General features: G+C 67.8%; 17 protein-coding genes and 2 pseudogenes. 2 read left to right on the forward strand and 17 right to left on the reverse strand.

Features of this window, described 5'->3' with window-relative positions; translation table 11 throughout:
• Positions 1-509: 509 nt before the first annotated feature.
• The 13 genes from HUT12_RS05120 to HUT12_RS05180 all read right to left on the reverse strand — a co-directional run bounded on the left by HUT12_RS05120 (position 510) and on the right by HUT12_RS05180 (position 16,057).
• The gene (locus HUT12_RS05120) at positions 510-1,766 is read right to left on the reverse strand and encodes a hypothetical protein (protein ID WP_176092649.1); all 1,257 of its coding nucleotides are present in this window, start codon (positions 1,764-1,766) and stop codon (positions 510-512) included.
• On the reverse strand, positions 1,763-3,298 hold the full coding sequence (locus HUT12_RS05125; protein WP_176092650.1) for a DUF4407 domain-containing protein: 1,536 nt from the start codon (positions 3,296-3,298) through the stop codon (positions 1,763-1,765). The genes HUT12_RS05120 and HUT12_RS05125 overlap by 4 nt, the downstream gene beginning before the upstream one ends.
• The gene (locus tag HUT12_RS05130; protein WP_176092651.1) at positions 3,295-4,782 is read right to left on the reverse strand and encodes a hypothetical protein; all 1,488 of its coding nucleotides are present in this window, start codon (positions 4,780-4,782) and stop codon (positions 3,295-3,297) included. Before HUT12_RS05130 ends, HUT12_RS05125 begins: the two co-directional genes overlap by 4 nt.
• A 47-nt stretch (positions 4,783-4,829) precedes the next feature.
• Positions 4,830-5,831, reverse strand: coding sequence for a protein phosphatase 2C domain-containing protein (locus HUT12_RS05135; RefSeq protein WP_176092652.1), 1,002 nt, complete (start codon positions 5,829-5,831; stop codon positions 4,830-4,832).
• Complete coding sequence (locus HUT12_RS05140; RefSeq protein WP_176092653.1) at positions 5,818-6,534, reverse strand: VWA domain-containing protein; 717 nt, start codon at positions 6,532-6,534, stop codon at positions 5,818-5,820. The genes HUT12_RS05135 and HUT12_RS05140 overlap by 14 nt, the downstream gene beginning before the upstream one ends.
• A 70-nt stretch (positions 6,535-6,604) precedes the next feature.
• Entirely contained in the window at positions 6,605-8,110 is a 1,506-nt protein-coding gene (locus HUT12_RS05145; protein ID WP_176092654.1) for a type IV secretory system conjugative DNA transfer family protein, read from the reverse strand.
• Between the two features lie 3 nt (positions 8,111-8,113).
• On the reverse strand, positions 8,114-8,377 hold the full coding sequence (locus HUT12_RS05150; RefSeq protein WP_176092655.1) for a hypothetical protein: 264 nt from the start codon (positions 8,375-8,377) through the stop codon (positions 8,114-8,116).
• Between the two features lie 304 nt (positions 8,378-8,681).
• Positions 8,682-10,304, reverse strand: coding sequence for a hypothetical protein (locus tag HUT12_RS05155; protein ID WP_176092656.1), 1,623 nt, complete (start codon positions 10,302-10,304; stop codon positions 8,682-8,684).
• Positions 10,301-11,092 (reverse strand): helix-turn-helix transcriptional regulator, encoded by a 792-nt coding sequence (locus HUT12_RS05160; protein WP_176092657.1) that lies wholly within the window; start codon positions 11,090-11,092, stop codon positions 10,301-10,303. Before HUT12_RS05160 ends, HUT12_RS05155 begins: the two co-directional genes overlap by 4 nt.
• A gap of 328 nt (positions 11,093-11,420) precedes the next feature.
• Positions 11,421-11,726: a hypothetical protein gene (locus HUT12_RS05165; protein ID WP_176092658.1), complete on the reverse strand. Its 306-nt coding sequence runs from the start codon at positions 11,724-11,726 to the stop codon at positions 11,421-11,423.
• Positions 11,727-12,707: 981 nt separating this feature from the next.
• Positions 12,708-14,702, reverse strand: a complete 1,995-nt coding sequence (locus HUT12_RS05170) for a hypothetical protein (protein WP_176092659.1) — start codon at positions 14,700-14,702, stop codon at positions 12,708-12,710.
• Positions 14,657-15,456, reverse strand: a protein-coding gene (locus HUT12_RS05175; protein ID WP_217706061.1) for an IS5 family transposase whose coding sequence is annotated in 2 segments (ribosomal slippage) — positions 14,657-15,120 and positions 15,120-15,456 — 801 coding nt in all. Because the reading frame shifts where the segments join, the coding sequence is not laid out codon by codon here. Before HUT12_RS05175 ends, HUT12_RS05170 begins: the two co-directional genes overlap by 46 nt.
• A 229-nt stretch (positions 15,457-15,685) precedes the next feature.
• Positions 15,686-16,057, reverse strand: coding sequence for a hypothetical protein (locus HUT12_RS05180; RefSeq protein WP_176092661.1), 372 nt, complete (start codon positions 16,055-16,057; stop codon positions 15,686-15,688).
• Between the two features lie 271 nt (positions 16,058-16,328).
• Between HUT12_RS05180 and HUT12_RS05185 the strand changes: the two genes are divergently transcribed.
• Positions 16,329-17,948, forward strand: a complete 1,620-nt coding sequence (locus tag HUT12_RS05185; protein WP_254876721.1) for an NF041680 family putative transposase — start codon at positions 16,329-16,331, stop codon at positions 17,946-17,948.
• A gap of 79 nt (positions 17,949-18,027) precedes the next feature.
• On the opposite strand, the pseudogene HUT12_RS33340 reads toward HUT12_RS05185, so the two are convergent.
• Positions 18,028-18,111, reverse strand: a pseudogene (locus tag HUT12_RS33340) (IS5/IS1182 family transposase); the annotation flags it as partial.
• 334 nt (positions 18,112-18,445) lie between these two features.
• On the opposite strand from HUT12_RS33340, the gene HUT12_RS05195 reads away from it, so the two are divergent.
• On the forward strand, positions 18,446-19,189 hold the full coding sequence (locus HUT12_RS05195; protein ID WP_176092663.1) for a hypothetical protein: 744 nt from the start codon (positions 18,446-18,448) through the stop codon (positions 19,187-19,189).
• A gap of 302 nt (positions 19,190-19,491) precedes the next feature.
• On the opposite strand, the pseudogene HUT12_RS32670 reads toward HUT12_RS05195, so the two are convergent.
• From HUT12_RS32670 to HUT12_RS05205, 3 genes and pseudogenes are all read right to left on the reverse strand, one after another.
• A pseudogene (locus HUT12_RS32670) lies at positions 19,492-19,640 on the reverse strand (IS1634 family transposase); the annotation flags it as partial.
• 331 nt (positions 19,641-19,971) lie between these two features.
• Positions 19,972-21,222, reverse strand: a complete 1,251-nt coding sequence (locus HUT12_RS05200; protein WP_176092664.1) for an XRE family transcriptional regulator — start codon at positions 21,220-21,222, stop codon at positions 19,972-19,974.
• Entirely contained in the window at positions 21,209-21,997 is a 789-nt protein-coding gene (locus HUT12_RS05205; protein WP_176092665.1) for a hypothetical protein, read from the reverse strand. The genes HUT12_RS05200 and HUT12_RS05205 overlap by 14 nt, the downstream gene beginning before the upstream one ends.
• Between the last annotated feature and the right edge of the window lie 119 nt (positions 21,998-22,116).

A 22,116-nucleotide genomic window follows, 5' to 3' on the forward strand; every position in this document is an offset into this window, starting at 1 on the left:
AACCCAGCGTGAGTAGGCGGCGGAGGGGGCGCTGCGTCCGTAGCCGCCGACCGAGTTGAAGTTGCCGGCATCCTGGGATGTGCGTCGAGCCTACCGGCTCTGCAGTGGGCCGTGCCCAACACCGGGATTCGATGAGCTGTTCCGATCAGCGCGCAGCCCGCGCACGCTACTCGTCAACGGAGTGTTTGACCCAGGCGTGCAGCCGGCCGGTAGCAAGCTGATGCACTGGGTGACGGTGGACAAGACGAACCCGTACGCCTTGGTAGTCGATACGCGATGAGATCGGCTGAGAAGCCCTTGGAGCGGTGTCCGTGCGGACCCCACGAGGTGAGGCCGGACGATGACTTCCTATTTGATCGACCGTCGACGCCGGGGTGTGCACGCCTTGCCAGGTGGCGGCCGGGGGCCGGAGCAACCGCACGGCCATACCGGCGATCATCAACCCAAGCCGAGAACTCCCAGCTCACAGGATGCGCGACGAGTTTTGGCACGGTACACGGTGGAGCCATTCATTCCACCTGGCCGGAGATCCGCTCGGTGAACTCGTGCGCGATGTCCGAATGGTCGTCCAGAACCAGCACGCCGGCCTCGGTGAACTCGTCGGACATCAGCTCTGGGTCCACACCGACCAGGATCCACACCACCCGGCACCGGTCGCCGAGGACCCGCAGCCACTCCACCGACTCGCTGTCGGCCAGCGGCGCACAGGTGGAGATCAGCACCACCACCGTCGCCGGCACCTCAACGCCCCGGCTGGTCAGCGAGTTCAGGTCCCGCTGGTGGGCGTTTCCGATCCCGTTGACGCAGCGCACCAAGTCGACGTACTCGGGTTTGACCTTCGGCAGCCGGACCCGGGACAGCTGGCCGGCCGGACGGAGCGGACCGTGCCTGACCAGCGTGCGGCCGGCGGTGAAGAGCGCCGTCTCCACCGGGGCGAGACCGTCGCCCTCCCAGTCGACGCGCAGCCTCGCTAGCGCCCCGTCCAGCTCGACGGCGAGCCGAGCCTGCCGGTCCCGGACGCGGCGCTCGGGCAGCTGCCCATCGGTGACGAGCACCAGATAGGCCAGGGCGGCGGCGTTGGTGGTGCGGGCCAGCCGGTCCAGCGCCTGGGCCGGAGTCGGGTTGGCTCGCCGCCCCCGGGCCAGCAGGCCGCGCCACCGGCTGCGCGGCTCGGGATCCTCCCCGGCCTTCCCGCCGCCCGTCGCCAGCGGCGCAACGGTCGGCGGGACGATCGGCGGATCCGCTGGGCTGGGACGTAGCAGGCTAAGCAGCCGTCGTTCGTCGATCACCGCGTCGGGCCAGCGTTCCACCGAGTCCATCATGACGACGATCCGGGCGGTCACCTCGGTCACGGTCCCGGCCGGGGAGCTGGCCCCAACGCCATAGCAGTGGAGTGGCAGGGCGCTCAGCTCCTGGGACTGCGACAACTCGGCGGCCAGCTGCTCCGCCCGCTCCGGCTCCTGCCCGACGAGCACGCAGCCGAAGACGACCCGCGGGGCGAACGCCTCGCGGCGGTTCACCAGGGCCGCCCGGACCAGGGCGTTGGCCACCGCACTCGTCTCCTCGTAGCCGGCGGTGCCGATCGCGGGACCGCCGGCCACCCGGACAGTGTCGGCCAGGACCACATCGGCGGCGACCCGGTCGCGCACCGCCTGGACCAAGCCGTCCGCCGCCAGTTCCAACCCCTCCACCGGTACGACCAGCAGCACGAACCCGGTCCAGGCCGGCTCCTCCGGCCCCGTCCCCTCATCGAGTGCGATGGTCACGGCATGCCACCCGTCGGCAGGCCGAAGCGGTTACGGATCGCGTTGGTGCGGGCGTTTGCCTGGCCCGGCTGGCCAGGTTGCCCTGGCTGGCCCGGGGCAGCCCCCGGCGCCGGCTGGCCCGATCCCGTGCTGCTCAGCGTGTTGGTCACGTTGGCGCTCCACTGCCGCAGCGCGACGTCCAGGATCTTCTCCATCTCGCTGGCCACGTGCTCGTTCGCCCTGATGCCGAGCGCCGTCTCCCGTTTCCGCATGTCCTCTTCGATCTCGCGTCGCTTCTTCGAGTCGCCCTCGATGCGCCGCCGGTCGTTGTTGCGCCACTGGACCGCGTTGTCGTAGGCCGAGTTCTCCTCCAGCTCACTAATCCGGTCGTAGAGCGAGGGCTGGCCGATGCTGTTGAGGAGCTTCACCAGCACCGGAAGCAGCTCGATCATGAAGAACAGCAGGGCCACCGCCCAGTGCGCCAGCTCCGCCATCGAGCTGCGGTCGCCGAGCGAATCCAGCGCCTCCAGCCGGGCCAGCAGGCCGACGTTCTTTTCCTGGACCTGCCCGTCACCCCGTACCGTGGTGTTGAACAACTGCTGGAGCCGGTCCCGCTCCGCGATCAGTGCGGGCAGCTCGGCGTTGGCCCGGGTCTGCGCCTCCGCGAGCTTCGTGCTGGTGGTCCGGGCGGCCTCCTCGTTGGCCGCGTCCAACGCCTTGCGGGCCGCGGCCACCGACTCCTCGGCGCCGCGCAGGTCGGCGGCGGCCACGTCGTATGCCTGCTTGAGTGCCTGGTATCGCGGGCCGGCACCCCGGTTGCCGCTGGCCCCGTTGCACTTGTAGCCGTCCAGCTCGCACCTCATTTTTAGGTACGCCTCATTGGCGACGGTACGCCTCTTCTCCAGGTCTGCCTCGGCCTTCGTCAGCCGATCCGTGGCCAGCTCGATGTTGGGTGAGGTCAATCCCGGCAGCTGCCCGGCGAGGATGCCCTCGTTCTCGGCGATCTTCGCCTTCACCTCGACCAGCCGCTTCGCCTCCGGGCTGTTGCCCCGGGTCTCGCCCAACTCGATCGCTGCCTGCGCGTTGCGCAACCGCATCTCGGCCGCGATCTCGCTGTCGAAGACCCGCAGCACCAGTGGGGTGGCGATGACCAGACCGAGTAACGCCGCCACCAGCAGCCGGGGGGCCACCACCCCCAGCAGATGCCACCCGCTTAACCCGGGCCGGATGTTCTGGATCAGCAGCCGGTCGATGTTCAGGATGATCAGTCCCCAGCCGATGCCGAGCGGAACGGCGAACCACCAATTCACCTGAAGGCCGTCCATCAACGCGAACGCCATCGCCACCACCGCCAGGGCGGCGGTGGCGAGCAGCACCAGACCCAGCTGGATGAACTTGCCCTTGGCTGCGGGCACCTTCGGCAGGATCTGCGGGTCAGCGCCACCTAGCCGGGCGAGTAGGGTGCCCAGCGGCGGCACCTGGGCCCCGGCCAGCCGGCCGTGCACCGTCCCCCGGAACGACCGCTGACGGGTGTACGGGCTGTTGAGCCTCATGGGTTGGCTACCTTTCCTGTGCCCGGGGAGAGCTTCCGGGCTGAGGTGAGGACGGTCTGTAGCGCGGTGAAGATGACCCCGAGCACCCGCTCGTTGACATCTCGTTGGGCCCGCTGGAACGCTTCGGTGGTGTCGGCGGCCAGGTCAGCCGCCGGCAGAGCCGGGTTCGGCGGCGTCGCCGGCTGCAGCGCCCGCGCCGTCGACCAGAAATCCGGTACGGCCAACTGCGGCACCGGGTGCGCCTGCGTGCTGACCGCCGGGGCCGGTGGCAGCGCGGAGAGCACACTCGGCACCTGCACCGGGGCCAGGGCCGGCACGTCCGTGCGGGGCAGCACAAGCTGGGACAGATCGAGCGGCGGCAGCTCGTAGAGATCCACGAAACCGGCGACGGCCGAGACACTGCCGTGGTTGTTGACCGCCTCGACCACGATGTTCCCGGAGGCGGTCGGCTGCACGGCGCACCCGTTCGGGTGCCCGTCCGGGTCCTGGATCTCCACGGCCAGGCCGTTCGTGCCGGTGATCCGGATCCGCGTTGCACCCGTGACCGACCAGGTGACAACCACGTCCCCGCCGCGCAGCAACGCGGCCCGGTTGACCGCGGCCAGGTGCAGGACCGGCGGCTGGGCCTTCGCGAGGATGGCGCTTTCCAGGTACTGGTAGAGGGCCTTTGCCGGTGGCCGGTCGCCGGGCCGAGTGGCCAGTGCCCGGGTGACCAGGTCGACGCCGGCCTGGTCGAGGGTGCCGGCCAGCACCCGGGGATCCTTCAACTGGGTGACGCCGGACCCGGTGACCAGGCCACGCAGGACGCAGAGCCCCAGTTTGTACACGTCGGTCGCCAGGTCCTGCAGGACGGTCGAGTCGACGCACTCGGGTGGTTTGAAGAACGGTGAGTGCAGCTGACGGCGCCCGGTGTTGCTGAGCGCGGCCGCCGGGTCGCAGTCGAGCAGTAGCAGCCGGGGCGGGTTCACTGCGATCGCCACGTTACGCAGGCTCAGGTCGCCGTAGACGATCCCGCGCCGGTGCAGCAGCGCGATCACATAGCTGAGCTGCGCGGCCAACGCTAGTCGGATCAGCGGGTCATCGGCGCCGGAGCGGTCGATGCCGTTCGCCTTCAGATAGGTGTCGCTGCTGCACAGGAAGGCGAACTCGAAGACCACCCGCCCCGGCTGGCCGCCGGGCGGGTTGGTCCGGACGAAGAAGTCGTCCGGGATCAGCGGCAGGAGGGCGCCCACCGTCGTCCCACCGTGCCGTACCAGGGCCAGCGGCCAGGTGGTGACCCTGTCAAGTTCGGCCCGGTCAGCGGGGTCCATCGCCGTGCGCAGGGCCATCGCGTGCTCCATCGCCTGCACCACGCTGGCCCGGTCTGCCGCGCCGAGGTCGGTACGGATCTCCTTGAAGGCCAGCGGCCCGCCCAGCCCGGTGCCGACCGGCGGCGCGGCCAGCCGGTGGACCCGCCCCTCGGCGCCCTCGGCGATGAACGTCATCGCTCCCAGGCGGCCTCTGTCGACGTGCATCGCGCCCCTGCCCTCGCTCAGCCCTGCGCGCCCCGGTCGCCGGCGGCACCGGTGGGCTCGTTGGCCGCACCGGTGGGCTCGGCGGCCGGCTCGTCGAACCAGAGCCCCACCACGGTCCGGTCGTCCAGGTGCGACTTGCGGGCGAATCCCACCTGGCTGGCGAAGGTGAACACATCGGGCGCGGTGGCCCACCAGCCGGCGAGGGTGTCCCGAACCTCCCGGGCGCTCTCCAGCGGCACGCCCACCCCATCGGACATGACGAAGAGCGCACCGACCCCGACCGGTACCTCGATGGTGCGGAACCGGGGCCGTGGGTGAGGCAACGCGCGGACCCCGCCGGTGTGCAGGCCGTTGCCCACCGCCTGCGGGCCCGCCGCCCCGATGTCAGCCGCCGCCGGGTCGGCGGTGAGCTTCGACCATTCACCCTCGACCAGCGACCAGACGGTGCTGTCGTCGGTCCAGGCGATCGACGCGGTGCGCGGCCCGGTCAGACAGATCGCCGTCCCGACGAAGGTGGTGGCCATGCCCGCGTCCGCCGACCCGGCCTCCAGCACAATCCGGGCCAGCTCGTCGGCGTAACCGGTCAGCCGCTGGTTGACCTCGCTGATCGCAGCCGGCCACTCGCCGTGTGACCGGTACGACCGGGGCATCTCCCGGGCCACGAAACCGGCTGCCTCGTGGGACAGCCGCAGCGAGCCCACCCCGTCGCAGACCGAGACGATCAGCGTGTCCGTCACCGCGTCGTGGGCGATCGAGTAGCGGTCCTGTCTCGGCTCCGCGCGGTAGCGGTGCAGCAGGCCCCGGACGCTCGCCGCCCGTACCTGCACCCCGGGGAACGAGCACTCGCTCAGCTCGTGGTCGGCGCCATCGCCGACCTGAGATGGCGGCCCGGCCGGAAGTTCCAGCGCGGCTCGGCCGGGCACGCCGACGGCCGGTACGCCGAATCGATTACAAGGCCGGCCATCAGATTGGGCACCGGGCCGGTCGCCAGTCGGCGGGGCGACGTCAGACAAGGTCACCCGCCTCACCGAACTGCATGCCCTGGTTGGCCGGGACGGTCGGCGGCACGATCTGCGGGGCCCCCTGCCCGGCGCTGACCCCGGAACTGATCACGGTGTTGCCGATCGCCGAGGTCATCGACTTCAGCAGCTCGCCGATGTTGCTGGAGCGGGCGACGAACCAGCGGCCCCGGGCGTTGCCGAAGTCCGGGTAGGCGAGCTGGCGCATGACCTGCTCCGTCGCGTCTCGAAAGCCGAAGGAGACCAGGTACGGGAAGGCTTTGTTGCCCTGCTTGGTCTCCGGGTCGTACGCCAGCAGCGACCGGAAGGTCTCCAGGTAGTCGCCGTCGCCCGGGAGGCCGTCGGTCAGGAAGAAGACACACGGCCGGTAAACCTGCTTGCCGCTGGCCTTGAGCTGCGCCCGGTCCTCCTCGAAGACCCGGTGGTACTCCCGGAAGGCGGCCCCGTAGTTGGTGCCGCCACCGGCGGTCAGCGTGGGCAGGACGACCTGGCTGGGCGGGGCCAGCCGGACCACCGTCTGGGCGGTGGACTGGAAGGTGATGACGCTGAGCATGGTCAGGTCGTCGACCACCGGGTTGCTCATGATGTCAGTTCGCAGCTGGGCCAAGGCCGCGTTCAGCGCGGCGATATCCCCGTACATCGAGCCGGAGACATCACAGACGATGTAGAACGGCATGATCAGCTGTCCGTCGACGTTCGACACCGTGGCAACCGTGGTGTCCGCGGCAGTTGAATAGTCCGACATTCCTCTCCCCACAGATTTGTCCGTGCGCTTACCGCGACGGCGCTGGCTGGTCGAAGGTCACCAGGAACGGATGCGGTGTGGATCCTCTAAGGTGGACGATTCCGCCGAACCGGCCGACCGGCGGCTGCATGATCTCCCGGTTGCCCAGCATCGGTCTGGTCTGATGGGCCAGCGTCGGCGTCCAGCGGCCGTGCTGGTCAAGACCGACGCTGGTGGTGGCCGCCTGGACGTCCCCGAGACGCTGACTGAGCAGCGTCGCGGTGGCCTGCGAGGCACCCCGCAGGACGAGTAGGGCGTCCGCGTTGGCCAGCATTCGGACCTGCGCAGTCTCGTCACCGAACTGGGTCACGTCCTGGACACCCAGACAGGCGGCCACCCCAGCCCCGCGCATGAAGTCCAGCACCTGCTCCAGATCGATCCGGCGGGCGTACTTCGGCGCCTCGTCCAGCACCCACAGCATCCGAGGTCCGGGCCCGCCGAAGTGCTCCATGCACCGCAGCTTCAACATGTTCAGCATCAACGCGGCGGCGCTCATCGTCCGTTCGCCACCGCTGACCCGGGCGCCGACGACGATGATGGCGCCGCTCTCGGTCGCCTGACGCACCGTGAAGGACCGGGACGACGTGCCGTCCAGCATCCCCGCGAGCTGCGGCTCGGCAAGCCAGGAGAGCCGGTTGGCCAGCGCCCAGGTCGCCTTGGCATATTCGCCGGCCGGGAACCGCAGCAGGTCGATGACGTCGGTCGCGGCGTGCGGTGCCTGCTGGGCCAGGGTCAGCAACGCCTGCTGGTTGACCACGAGGGCGTAAAGGTCCCGGGCATGCGCCCGACTGCCCCTGGCGCTCGCCAGCATCTGCGCCAGGCCACGCAGCCAACGGTGGTCCCGCTCGGCGAAATGTTTCTGCTGATCGAGTGGGTCGACCGCACCCAAGAAGGCCAGTGCGACCTGGGCCGCGTCGTTGCTGCTGCGGACCTCGGCCAGCGGATTCCACGGACGAGAGGCGGCCGGCGCCTCGATGTCCCATCGAATGATCGGATAGCGCTGGGTAATACCGGCTCTTGTCTTATAGGCGACAATCTCTTGAACGAAATCACCCTTTGTGTCAACCACCACCACGCCGAGCCCGTTGGCCGCCGCCCCGACCACCCAGGGCACCATCAGATTCGCCGTTTTCCCGCTGCCGGCGGGACCGATGACCGCGACGTGCCGGCGCACCTCCTCCCAGCTGAGAAAGACCGGATAAGCTCCGGCGCCGCTGCGGGGATGCTTCACCCGACCGATCGGAAACGGGCCGGCCCCGAGAGCGGTCGTCTGTGCCGGTAGCAGCACCTCCCGGTAATCCAGAAAGGAGCCGACCGACCCGGTGGCCGGGCCGTCGCCGGGGCAGAGGATCCCGGGGCGCAGCGCGGCCCGACTCGGACGCACGCTCGCCAGCCGGGAGCGCCGCTCAAGGCCCAGGGCCAGGCTGTTGCCCGCGGAGACGGCCGCGCTGGCCAAGGCCGCGGAGCCGCGCCAGAGGGATCGCAGGTAGGACATGGGTCAGCGTTCGGTCCGAGTCTCCGGGGACCGCTCGGCGGGCAGCGGCTCGCGGAGGGTGAGCGCGAGGTCGAGCGCCCGCTCCTGCTGCTCAACCTGCAGTTTCTCGCGATGCCCGGCCAACTGCGCGACGGCCGGATGCACCGGGGCGAACGCGTCCACCGGCGCGGCGATGACCTGATCATGGGTACGGGAGACATCGGGACCGACGGGTAGCGGAATCGCGCTGGGCGTCGTCACCAGCTCGACCAGAGTCAACCCAGTCATGACTTTGTCCCGGACGGGACGCTGTCCGGCTGCTGAATCATTGGATGAGCCAGTCGACATTTTCAAGGCTCCAATCCCAGGATCGACGGCGAAGGGTGCAGTCAAGACGAATGCCGGAGCGTTTCGTCGGGCCACGATGGGCTGCCCCGATGATTCCCGGCTGTTTATCCGTGCCGGGATCACGCTAGCAAATATCTGCGAGCGCCCGCAGATTACGATCGGCTGGTGTGAGTATGAGTGCCGGCTGGCTGGTCGGTTGAACGCGGTGACCAATCGGAGCGGGCCGCGGATCCGACCGGATTAGTTAGGCGCGGTGGCGTTCGTCGAGCTGCGCCGCAACGAGCATTGGAAGGCGCGCGACCACGCGGAGCTGCGCCTCCGTGGCCGCAGCGAACAGCGTTCGATAGTCGTCGAGGTAAACGTCCACGGAGACCGACGCATCGGCGAGAGTGGCACTTGCTAGGCGTACAGCATCGGGGTCGTCGGTGAGCGCCATCGCCACCCGGTGAGTCTCGTGGAGGGTGAGTCGTGGTGCGGCCGTCAGCAATCCGTTGATCGCTTCGGCGCGCCGCCTCAACACCGGCGGGACCGCTGCGAACTTCTGTCCAGGGGCGGGCGGAGTCCGTGCGGCATCGGGCGGCGTGAGGCGCGCCTTCGCGTCGTCGGTGACGCATGCATCGAATGCCGCCCACGCCTGGGCCTGTCGGTCGATCGGCAGGTCCCGGATCCGCTCGCTGAACGCTTTGACCACTTTGCTGTCGGAGCGGTGCACAAAGCTGTCGAGCATCCGCAGCAGCACCGGGTGAACGGCATCGGTCGGGCTGCCGGCGATCCATGCTCTGAGCTGGTCCCGTAGCGTCTCGATTCGTCTGCTCAGCTCCTGATACCACGGGCTTTCGACGGCGGCGGGGTGCCAGCTCTCGGCGGTCGGGTTGACGTGGGTGGCAAACCTGGAGGCGAGCCGGCTCACCGCCAGCACGTTGAAGGACAGGACAGCCTCGCGCATCACGGGGTCGGCGAACTCTTCCGCGATGCGGACCGGGTTCAATCCCTCATACGGGTCCTCGGAACGTCTGGCCCGCCGCAGCCTTGGCCGGCCTGTGGGGTCCATTGCCGACGGGCTGAGCTGGCTGCCCTGCAGCAGCTCCTCGACTGCGACGATCGCCTCGTGGTGAGCGAAGGTCAACTCGGGATCATTCGGCAGGGCGCCTCGGAATGCACGTCCTCCGGCCGCGAGCCCGGTTCCCGCGTCGAAGAGGTGACCGCGCTTTGTAGCCGGGTGCGGGTCATCCGGAGACTGCGAGAAGAACACGTAGTGCCCGACGAACGACACCTGTGGGTACAGGGCGGCGAGCATGGCCTGGATGCTGCCCTTGTAACCGGTGTCCACGATCACTACCGGCCCGCTGGCATCGTCGAGGCGCAGGTCCGACGCGTCAAGGTAGTCGTGCAGTTCCTGCCATGCAGCCGGGCGGGCCGGTCCGGCGGCACGCTTGCGGAAGGTCTCGATCTCCACGAAGCTGTGCCCTTGAGCCTCAAGGTCGCTGATGGCCGCGTCAACGATGGCTCGAGTCAGGTACAGGCTCCGGCAGTGCTTCTCGCTGAACGGGCGGTCGATCGTGCTGACGACATAGCCGAGGCTGAACGAGTCTCGGCCGGCGAAAATGATCCGTGTCGTCGGGTCTTGCTGCACCAGTCGTTGTAGGTGCGGCAGGATGTCGAGGGCGGCTTTGATTATCAGTGGCGCTAACAGCTCGCGCGCCACTTCGAAGGTCGCGGAGATAGCCTCGAACTTGCTTCTGGTGTTGATGCCGAACGCCCCGAGGAAGATGCCAAGGTGCAGCGCGGGAAGCTCGAATTGGGAGATGTCGACGGTCAGTAGCGGATTGAACAGCCGGTCGTCGGCATGGGCGTTCATGCCGGTCATCGTTTCGATGCGACCCAGGCGAGCAGGACCACGCCTACGACCGCGAGCACCAGATGGACGAACACCCACAGGTGGTGCAGACGCAGCCGGTACACCAGCAGGTACCGTCCGGCGTGTTGGCGGCGTGTGTCTGCCCAGCCGCGTTCGATGTCGAGGTGGCGGCGAAGCTGGTCGATCTGCTGACGGAGGTGCTGCGCCTCGCTCATGTGCATCTGGTGTCGCTCGTAGTACTTGTGGCAGGTCAGCGCTCCCGCAGCACCAAACACAACAACCACTGCGGCGAGGAACCCCTGAATCGCTGCAGGCTGGACGACGACACTGGCGACCCCCGCGGCGGCGCACGCTGCCACGATCAGCGCGCTGAGCACTGCACGTTGGTTCTCACTCTGGCGCGCCTGGTTGCGCTGCTCCTGCCACAGCCGCAATAGAATCGTCACGTCATCAGGAAAATCGTTGACCTGCTGGGATGAGGTGGGAACCTTCGGTAGCTCCGAAGATGCGGGTGCGGCGGCGCGCGACTCGCGGGCGAGATCACGGACGCGTTCCCAGCGTGGCAACCATGTCTCGGGGGCGTCGCCACAGGCCTCAACAAACGCCTTTACCGTGTCCCAGCTGGGTACATGATCGCCGCCGGCGGCCTCCGCGAGGGCGGTACGTGACCTGCCCGTACGTCGTGCCATCTGCAGATACTTCGGTGAACCGGCCTTCTCCCGCAGCAGCCGCAACTCCTGCGCGAACTCGGCGATCAGCCCGCCTTCCGGTTGCAGCGGACGTTCTGGCCGAGGCACAGATCCAGTCTAGCCGCTCACCTCGACGCGGCAACGCATCGAATGAGTCGAAGGGCCGACAATCGATGGGTAGACTACGACCGCCCGACGGCTGGGATGGCGGGCCTAAACATTCCTCACCGTCCGGTGCTTCTGAGCCGATGGGCCACTCAAAGAATCGGACATGGCCGACCCCGCGCGGTCCTCGAAGTCAGCGCGCCCGACTCGGATCGGCGCCATAGACCGGGTCGCCAGTCACCCGGCCGAACCATGCCCTTCAAGGGCAATAGTGGCTAAGGGACTGGTATGGCAGCGCCGGGCGGGCACGAGCCCGCCCGGCGGAGATGGTTCAGCCGATCGCTTCGGTCCAGTGGCCGGTGACCACCGTCCAGGCCGGGCAGGACACGTCCGTTCGGCCGGAGCCGTAGAACCAGCTCGAGGTGCGGGACTGGCCCCACGTGCAGGTGACGACCAACCGCCACCTGGTCGGCGAGGTCACGCCTTCGCAGGACCCCCAGGCGACCCTGCCGTCGCCCCAGCTGTTGACTCCGCTACCGCACCACGTGTAGCCGGCGTGCGCCGGTGTGCCTGTGGTGATCGGCGCGATGATCGCGGCACCCAGGGCTGCCGCGATCGCGGCGAACACGCGTCCCATGTGAAGTCTGCCCCGGGTGGAGCGCGCCGGTCGCTCGGTCGGGCAGTTCTGGCTCTGGCGTACTCGACGTGGAAGGTGCATGTCGTTACTCCTGTCGGAGACGGGATCGGACCCGGCAAGGTCAACGCCGACTGGCCCGTTGGCGATGAACGGGACTGAGCATGGTCGGAAGACGCTGCTGAATCGTCGGCGACGGTCTATTCGCTAGGCGACGGCTTTGCTGCCGTGATCACCACACTTCGGAGCGGGATTTCACGGATGGGCCGGTCGACCAGGCGGCTACGGCGGACGGCTTGCGCCCAACGTCAACCCGACACATACGACAAGACCCACCGAGAGTTCCTGACAGACATCGAGGTGTCCGGCCGATAGGGGCCACTCAGACAGCCAGGGCGGCTCCCGATCTTCTGCAGGAGCCGACGGCGCGCCGGCTGCGATACTTGCTCGGTGCCCACCGACCACGCGTCCGCCACCGAATCAAGCCTGGCAAGCCGCATGGTGAACCGCCACAGCAGGCCACCAGCTTGATGCTGTCGAACGAGCCGATCCAGGTGCCACCTGACGAGCTGATCACCCTAGCGGCGCTTGGGCCGGGGGCTGCCGAGTTAGGCCGCGCTCTGAGTCGGACTCTCATCGACGCCGTCTCGCCCCGCCGGAAACCGCGCAGATGATCGTGCGGCCGGCTGAGATCAAACGGCTAGCGTTACCGCCGTACCGGGGCTTCCCCCATAGACCAGCAACGGAAGGGGCGGCACGTCACACGGAGCCTCGCGGTTCGCAAATCAGTGGAGAGGATTGCCACCGCTCGAATGCCGTTTCGGTCCGCCGTGCAGGGCCGGCGTTCGGCATTCAGACGCGACAGCTTGGCGCGTAGCTTATGGCGTCATCGGTGGCCGTGGCCGTGGCCGTGGCCGTGACGGCCACGGCCGGCTTCCGAGTTCCGGACGTCCTTTAGATAACCCATTATCGGCGGTTCTGCCGCTACATTCTGCCTGTCTCGGTGGCGTCGAATTTGCGGCGCAGGGTGCGCAGGTCGCTCCGAGTGGCGTCGCTGGATGCGGCGACTGCGGAAACTTGGCCGTAGATCCGCAGCCAGTCGTCGACGATCCGCTCATGCAGGTCGCCCGTCGTTTCAATGATCATCAAGCGTTCCAGGACCGACAGCGAGTGTCGCAGATAGGCCATCCACGTGATCAGGTTGCTGGTCTCCAGTTCGTGCGCCGCCTCGAACTGGTCCATCGCCTCGTCGTAGTACGTCGACAGCGCGGCCTCGTCGCTGCGTGCAGCCTTCGCCAGCAGCACGACGCCGAGCGTGGTGAGACTGTAGGAGTCCCTGACCAGGGTGACCGCGCGGCGAGCGTACGACTCAGCCCGAGACAGCAACTCCGGCCGCAGCTCGCCGTCGTGCCGACTCATGATCGCCCGCTGCTCCCAAAAACGGGCGCTCCACGAACCGAAGCTGCCGGACAGCCTGTCGTACCAAGGTTCCAGGTCGGCGTTGGAGAAGACGCCGCGGAGATTCTTGTACTTCATGAACGAGCCGACGAGCAGGCCGCGGGCATTGCGTTCGAGCTGGCTCTGCCGGCCGAGGCCCTTGGCGATCCGCACCATGCCCTGGGCGAGCGTCTCCAGCGACTGGTCCTCGCCGAGGCGCTTCACACAGTACGGCAGGGCGAGCCACCGTTGGCGGGTGCGTAGCCAGTCACCGTCGGTGGACAGCACCGACGCGAGCCGGTTGGCGCCGGAGACCCGCCGGATAATCGCCTCGCTCTGCGTATTCAGCAGCCGGGCCGCGTCGATGACGTGCAGACGGGTGCCGACCCGGGCGGCGTAAGAGGCGAATAGTAGGTAGCACAGTTCGTCGTCGGAGAAGTCGCGGATTTCGTCCTCCACCCGCCGGCCGAACCCAGGGGCGTTCTCCAGCTGCGCCATCGCGTCGAAGATCTCGTTGTTACGGAAGTGCCCGCGACGGGCACGGTCGTCCTGGTCCTCTAGGGTGCCGAGCCGGGTCAGCCGGTTCAATGTGTCGACGAGCCGGGACGCGTCGGTGCTGGTGAGCCGCCGGTTGATGGTGCGGACGGTGCGGTCCACCAGGTAGTTGGTTTCGATTCGGCCGAGCAGCCCGGCGCTGCGCCCAGCGTGGTCCACCCCGACGCAGGCGATCTTCAGGTCTGCATTCCTTGCCCGTCCAATCAGGTCGTTGACGTCGTCGGCGAAGTCGGTAATGCCGTCGAACAGCAACGCTATCGGCCGCTGGTCAGCGGCGTACGTCAGCAGGGCCTCGACGTCCAGGCGCTGGTCTGCGGTGAATAGGAAGGTACGCCATGAGAGCTCCCGCAGCTTCCGGCCGATTGCCAGCAGGCCGGTAGTGCGCCCGCTCAGCCGTTCCCCCGTATAGACCACGGCGCTACTGCTCGGCACCCCCGCTGAACCCAGCCGCTTGACAGTGTCCGACGCCTCCCTGATCCAGTCCAGCTCGGCGAAGCGGCGCGCGACAATGTCCGCCCAGAGCGGCTCGTCCCCGCCAATGAAGTCGTGCTTCTGCGGAACCTTCCCGACCCGGTCGGTCCGCAGCTCGACAAACTGTCGGCCGACCCGCAGACCGACCTCCTCCCGTGCGGCCGGTGGCGTAGTTAAATCCATGCCTGTCAGCTCGGCCCACGCGGCGATGAACTCCTCGCCGGTCATCCTCACCGGGATGACGTTCCAGCTGCGGAAATCGTCGGCGGCTGTCTCCGATATGCTGCGATTCACATAAAACGTGGGCGCCGGGTGCGCCGGCTTGCGGCGCGCCACCACCGCCTCGATGTCCGGCTCGTCGCGGATCCGGGCGCCGACGATGACGAACGGCGCGATGCCGTAGTTGTCGCGGAAGTTCGCCGGCCACGCGGCGCCAGCGACCGCGGCGTCCGCGTACTCACTTAGAGGTCCTAACTCTTTGAGTGTTGGAGCCTGCGCCAGCAGATGATGGCGCACGCGAGGGTCAGGAACGCTTCGTGGATGTCGTCTCGGATCTCCCAGCGGATCCGTAGGCGGCGGAACCAGTGCAGCAGGGCGATGGTTTGCTCGACGACCCAGCGTCGGGTGCCCAGTCCGGAGCCGTGTGGGATACCGCGTCGGGCGATGACTGGGGTGATGCCGCGGGTGCGTAGCTCGCGTCGGTACTTGTCGAAGTCGTAGCCGCGGTCGGCGTAGATCCTGTCGGGTCTGTGCCGGGGCCGGCCTCGGATGCCCTTGATGGGTGGGATCTTGTCGACCAGGGGCAGCAGTTGGGTGACGTCGTGGCGGTTGCCGCCGGTGAGCGCGGTGGCGAGGGGGATGCCGGCCGCGTCGGTGATGACGTGGTGTTTCGAGCCTGGCTTGCGGCGGTCGACCGGGCTCGGACCGGTTTTGGGCCGCCCTTGAGCGCCCGGATGTGGGAGCCGTCGATCACCGCCCTGGACATGTCCAACTGCCCGGCGGCGCGAAGTTTGCCCAGCAGGACCTCATGCAGTCGTTGCCACACGTCGGCGTCGTTCCAGTCCCGCAACCGGCGCCAGCAGGTCATGCCTGAGCCGAAGCCGAGTTCCTGGGGCAGGTACTCCCAAGGGATCGCGGTGTAGAGCACGAACAAGATCCCGCACAACACCTTGCGATCATCGAGAGGCTTACGGCCCGGGAACCGATGACGCCGAGGCGGACGAGGTGGCAGCAGCGGTGCGATCTCGGCCCACAGATCGTCCGAGACGATCCACGGCGGCTGCTCACCCCTCCTCACATCCAGACAGAACGATCCTCGCGTCCCGAGGACACGCCCACATCATTTCGTTAGGAGCTCTTAGGGAGAAGACCAACCGCTGGACCTCCTCCTCGTCCACCTTGCCGTGCAGGTGCACCACCGAGAGGTCCCGGGTTATGCTGAACTGGTCGTCCCAATTGACCCGGCGCACGGCTCGCGAGCCCTCGCCCATCACCCGGCCTTACGCTCGCTCGAACGAGTCGTCAACGTTCAGCGTCCACACGCATTGCCACGGGAAGCGGGCGAACGGATCCATCCAGTTCGGCGGGATGACCTCATGGAATAGCTCCCGCAGCCAATCGTAGACCGGCTTCGCCCCGGCCTTCTGGACGACGCGGTCGTAGACCCGCCACAGCAGGTCGTCCGCGTCGTACTTCACGGCGAACTCCGTAGCCAGCTGTTCTAACAGATCCTGGCTGCCGGGCAGCTTGCTGCCGTTACGCGCCACCGAGTCACGGCTGGCACCGGCGCCGAGCAGTAGGTGGTAATCGCCGTTGGCCGCAGCACGCAGCAGCGCCTCCGTCTGGTCCGCGGTCAACCCGAGATCCGGCACCCTGGTCACCCCGTCGTAGTCGGTCCGACAACACTTCGTACCGCCGCATCGTACCGAGCACTTTCACGGCTCCCCAGGCTGCCGCCGACGAGTGACCGTCTTACCGGAATGCGACGTAGACGTCGTCTTTCGGGTCGATCCTGAGGTCGTGCGGCTAACTTGATCTTTAACCTGTTGGGCGGTGGCATCGACCCCGGCTGATCGTGGGGACAGCCCTTGATCGATCATTCCTCTTGTCTAGGGAAGAAGATCGCAAACCAAGGGCTGTCTGGTGATCAGTGTGCACGATGCCGGGACGACCGGCGAGGTCGGGCGGCTGGCCGCGTTCCGGCGCGAGTTCCACGCCTGTCTGACCGCTCGACGGGACGCGTTGTTCGAGCTGGCCGACGCGCTGTTGTGCGGGGATGCGCCGGTGCGGTCGCTGGTGGAGTTATCGCTGGTAGGTGAGCACCGCCGCGGTCACGGCTCGCTGTACGCGGCGTTGAACCGCGGCCGGATCGACATCGAGCGGCTGCAGACCGCGGTCGCGGCGGTGCCGCTGCCACGGGCCGCGGACGGGCGGATCGTCCTGGCGGTGGATGTGACCTGCTGGCTGCGGCCGGAAGCTCACACCTGCCCGCAGCGGGTGCTGTGCCACACCTACGGGCGCGGCAAGGACACCCACGTCGGGGTTCCGGGCTGGCCGTACTCGTTCGTCACCGCCCTGGAGACCGGGCGCACCTCGTGGACCGCGCCGTTGGACGCCCGCAGGCTGGCGCCCGGCGACGACGCCGCCACGGTCACCGCCGGCCAGCTGCGCGACGTGGTGCAGCGGCTGATCGCTGCCGGGCAGTGGCAGCCCGGTGATCCGGACGTGTGGATCGTCGCGGACGCCGGTTACGACGGGCCCCGGCTGGCGTTTCTCCTCGCTGATCTACCAGTGCAGGTGTTGGTGCGGATGCGTTCCGACCGGGTGCTTCGCCGACCCGCGCCACCCCGGCTGCCCGGCACCACCGGCCGCCCGCGACGCCATGGCGGCGAGTTCATCTTCGGCGACCCGGCCAGTTGGGGCGACCCGGACGTCGCCACGACGACCGACACCCGTCTCTACGGCACCGCGACCGCGCGGGCCTGGCGCCGGCTGCACCCCCGGCTGACCCACCGCACCGCCTGGACCGCCCAGCACGGCCCGCTGCCGATCATCGAGGGCACCGTGATCCTGCTGACCGTCGACCGGCTGCCCTCCGGCGCCACCGCGAAACCGGTCTGGCTCTGGTGGTCCCAACCCGCCGCCACCACCGCCGAGGTCGACCTGCTCTGGCAGGCATTCCTGCGCCGCTTCGACATCGAGCACACCTTCCGCATGCTCAAACAGACCCTCGGCTGGACCAGCCCGAAACTACGCGACCCGAACGCCGCCGACCGCTGGACCTGGCTCGTGTTGACCGCCTACACCCAGCTACGCCTCGCCCGAGGCGCCGTCGGCGACCTCCGCCGGCCCTGGGAACGCCCAGCGCCCCCCGAACGGCTCTCACCCGCCCGCGTCCGCCGCGCATTTCGGCACCTACGCACCAAAGCCGGCTGCCCCGCCGCCGCGCCGAAACCGAGCCGACCAGGCCCCGGACGACCGCCCGGACACCCCAACCGCCACCGAGCAGCCCGCCACGACGTCCACATCGTCACAGCGGCCACCAGCAATAAGCCGAACAGCAACACCAAGAAACGAAGACCTCGAATAACCCGAGACCACGCCGCACAGGTTAAAGATCAAGCTAGGACCCAGACGGTGACCGGCAGCCCGGGGGTGTCGGTGACGATGAACCGTTTCCGGCCGTTGATCTTCTTCCTGCAGTCATACCACGGCTGTCGCGGTGCACGGCGTCGGCGGCTCGCACGCTCTGGGAGTCGATGACCCCCACCGTCGGTTCGGGTTGCCGAGCGATAGCCCGCCGGACCTGTTCCCGTAGTTTGGTGAGGATCCAATCGGTCACACCCCGCCGGTTCCACCGTTTGAAGTGGAAGTACACGGTCTGCCAGGGCGGAAAGTCCACCGGCAGGTACCGCCACGCCCGCATGTCGCGTGGGCGCTCGCGCGCCTGTTAGCCTACGAGGCGTAATCCGGCCACGACAGAGGGCTGGAAGTAGCGCAGGCCATTGCCCCGGACGTGGCGGGCGTTACGACCAAGGGTGTGCTACGCCCACTCTGTCAGCTCAAACTCACTCCTGTACTCGACGTGTGTGACATCGCTGGCCGGGCAGCATGGAGGGTCACGCATGCCTCACACAGCCCACACTGCCCACGCCCGACTCCGGGCGGCCTACACCGGCGAGCACATCACTGCAGCGCGGCAGGGAGTCGGACATGTAGGCGACCTCGGTCTGGACCGCTGCACGATCCCTCAACAGCGGTTGCGCGCGCTGCTCGCGACGTACCTGTTCGACGGAGCCGTTGCCGGCGCCTCGATTGTCAGCCGCTTGACCCACTACTCGCTTACGATGTCGCCCCGCATCGACGAACTCGTCGTGGTATCCGACTGCCCCACCAACGTCCTCGGCTACCTCGTCCCCAACGGAGAGGGCTCCGGATCGGCGGGCCTGCCGGGCCTACGACTTAGCCGCACGATCGGCACGGGGACCTATCAGCTGGTGCACCTACCCACCGGCGCGCGTATGACTCTCACTGATCAACGCCGTGGGGTCTTCGACGAGACCCGCTTCGCGGTGTACTCCCGCGAAACAAAAGACGGCTACCGCTGGTGGACGCCGGACGTGCCCCTCGCCGCCACGGAGCAGCACATGCTGCGGTTTAACCCCACTCCGGGCGGCGGGGCCGCCGCGATTCTGCGTGCACTGGCTATGCGCCTCGACGCCCGCGACGTAGCCGGTCGATGGGCCATCGGTCACTGGTTTTGCGACCCGCTCCAGCGGCCGAAACCCGGCAACGTTAACGACTTCCGCGGCCGCCGCCTCGTCGGCGGCGGCCGACGATGGCACTTGCAGTGGGGCGGGTACCCGTACCCCACCGACATCGTCGGCATGCTGCTCGATGAGGCTATCGGCCTGCCTGGAGTGACCGTCGCGAAAGCCGGCCCCGCCTACGACCTCCATCTCGACGGTCACACTCTAAGGATCCAGTCTGGAGCGGGTAGCTAGCGCCTCTCGCGGGCGGAGCAGCAGAGGCCCGACGTCACGGCCGAAACAGGCTCATCGTCGTCATGGCTGAATGCTGCTCCGCCATCCGAGCCTGCGGGAACCTTCACCAGTACCAGACCCCTACGTTCGAGTCCCTTCGGGCGCGCTTATCTCGACAGGGAAGATAGCCTTCCGGCTATCTTCCCTGTCGTCGTGTGAGTCAGGCCTGTGGCACACGTTCTCGAACTCGCGGAGCGTTGCGGAGTGGTCGCCGGCCTGAATCGTGACCGTTCGGTAGCGGCGGGCTTGGTGACGAAGCATCTGATGCTCCCGCCGGTGGTGTTCTCGATCCAGCGGGACACGGCCAGTGCGGCGAACATGATCGTCAGGTGCGCCTCGATCGATTCGCGGGTGTGGTGGAAGACGGGTCGTGCGCCGATGTCTGTCTTGGCATGCGGAGGTACTTCTCAACCTGCAGGAGCCGCCTGGAGGCGCCGATGACCTGCTGCGGGTAGGGGGCCGGCAGATTGGTGACGTAGCGGGTGCAGCGCGGTGACCGAGACCACGAGATCGACGCGATCCTCGTGTCCGTCGCTGCCCTTGCCCGAGGGCTTGACGTGGTTGCCGCTGTTGAACCTTTCTCCTCTTCAGGAGACGGTCGTTCGAGGTTAGGAGACGGGCCTTGCGTGCGGTAAGGAATTGAAGGTTCTCCACCGCAGTGTTGCTAATACGTCCAGCGGCCAGCTAGATGCATCCTGCGGGTGAGGGCTGGCCCCGCATGGGAAGTCGTCCAGTTGAGGTCGTTAGACTATGTCCGTACTGATTGCCTTCAGGTGACGAATACGATCGGTCATCGGTGCCGTGTTTTTCGCCGTCTTGCCGCCAGCAATAAGGTTGAGCGCTGGGCGGTCGGCGACGGCACCGAGTAGCTGCCGTATGCGTTCCACCGGCCAGCGCAGTTCCTGTGCAAGCGCGATGATGGTCAGGCCATGGTCGGCGGCTAGTTCGAAGGCTTTCCTGAGGAGTGTCGGCTGTTCGCCGGGAAAGCCGTCGATGGGCTCCAAAGCCGGTTTGGATTGGTTAAGGCGCTGGTAGGCGCGTGCGGCGGTGGTGTCGGTGTAGAGGCCTACTTCTCGGCAGCGATAGATGAGACTTTGGATTGAGGTGCCCCATGTGCGCTGGAGTTCAGCGAACGTCGCGAAGTTCACTCTCGCAGGTAGAAGCGGGGTAATGCTGTCGCGTGGGGTAAGGAATTCTGCAGCGAAGGCGTCGGCGTCTCGTTCTTGTCTGGAGTCACCGGGAAGGGCGTCGGCGTGGAGCACGAGGTGGGCGAGTTCGTGTGCGGCGGTGAAGCGCTGCCGGTAGACGTCCTGCGATCGGTCGCGGCTGATGACGATGAACGGCCGCGGTAGCCGGGAGGTCGAGAAGGCGTCCACTGTACGGAAGTCGCCGTCGGCTGGCGCATGGACGACGACGATGCCGTGGACTTCAAGGGTGCGCACGAGGTGCGGAATGGGCGCGGTGCCGAGATCCCAGTGCTGACGAAGAGCCCGGGCGGCTTGGACTGGCTCGGTGGGAAGGCTTGCGCCGGGATGAATCTCGCCGCCGGCGAACCCGGGAAGGTCTACGTGGGGCAGGAAGACGCGCCGTTCGAGGGCGTAGATGAGTTCCCAGATCTGCTCAGTGAAGGAGACGGCCTTGGCGCGCTGGTATGAGCGTGTCTCACGGAGATGGCGAAAGTGCGCTGCGGATGAGTCTAGGCGGGCGTAGGGGCGCCCGACCTGGAAGAAGCCGATCGGGTAGCCGAGGTGTTCGGCGAGGGCGATCAGAATCTCGGGTCGTGGCCGCGCGCCTGATTCGTACTGGCCGATGGCTGCAGCGCTGACCCCGACCCGGTCGGAGAGTTCCTTCTTGGTCAGTCCGGCGAGCTGGCGCGCTTGTGTCAGGCGTGCCGAGTCGAACTGCCTGGCGACAGCACTGGCTGACCCCGAGGGCGACTCCACGGGGAGGCCGCCGGCAGAGAACAGGTCATCGGGCTCGTCAGTTCTGGGCATCGCTTCGCTGTTGGTGGTCGCTATGTTCGGCTACGGGGCTGGCGGTGGCCTGCTCGGCGGCGGTACGGGCGCGCAGCGTCGGGCTGGCCAGCTCGGCCTGGTCGAATCGCGGCGACGCGGTCGAGGCCGACGGCTGGGTTACCAGGCGAAGTCCGGGGATCGGGTCCGCGGACGGGACGAGCAGGGGTTGCGCGGATACCCAGCTCGCTGTGCCTGTCTGGCTCACGCTGATCTGGCCCCATCCGATGTTGAGCAGCCCGTGCCGCTCGTGCGCGGCGTAGTAGATGATCACGATACCGTCTGGTTCCAGCCCGCGCAGCAGGTCGGTGGCGTGGGCGTCGGACTCGGACTCCATTCCCTCAAAGGCCGGCTGTTCATGATCGGGTTTGGGGCCGAAGAGCCGCGCCAGCTCCAGCGTCGTCTTGTTGATCTTCTTCAGGGCGCGAGGGCTGTCGTAGGCAGTCGCCAGGTCCTTCGCGTACTCCACCGGTAGCACGGCGACGTTGTTGATGACGACGATGCGGTAGCTCTTGCCCAGCGGGCGCACCGTCTGGGCGCCGGAGACCTCACCGAGGTGGTTGACCAGTTCCTCGTACCGCGCCGGCCAGCCTCCGCCGAAGGCGTGGCGCGACGTCAGGCGGACCGCGTGGTGGCCGTCCATCTGTCGTCCGACGGCGGCCTGGATGGCCGACGGGATGGCCTCCGTCAGCGTGGCTGCCACGTCGCGGCCGAACAGGGACGCCGCCCACGCTGCCGGCCGGATCTTCTTCGACACGATTCTCTCCTCATGCTTTACCTGCGTGCAGAAGGCTAGCATTTATGCTTTAGTTTTGAGCGCGATGACGCCACTTCGGTGACGCAGAGTGTGTTCCCGCAGATCACGCCGCCTTCGGT

The organism is Verrucosispora sp. NA02020, from assembly GCF_013364215.1.
In the GTDB taxonomy this organism is placed as follows: Bacteria; Actinomycetota; Actinomycetes; order Mycobacteriales; family Micromonosporaceae; genus Micromonospora.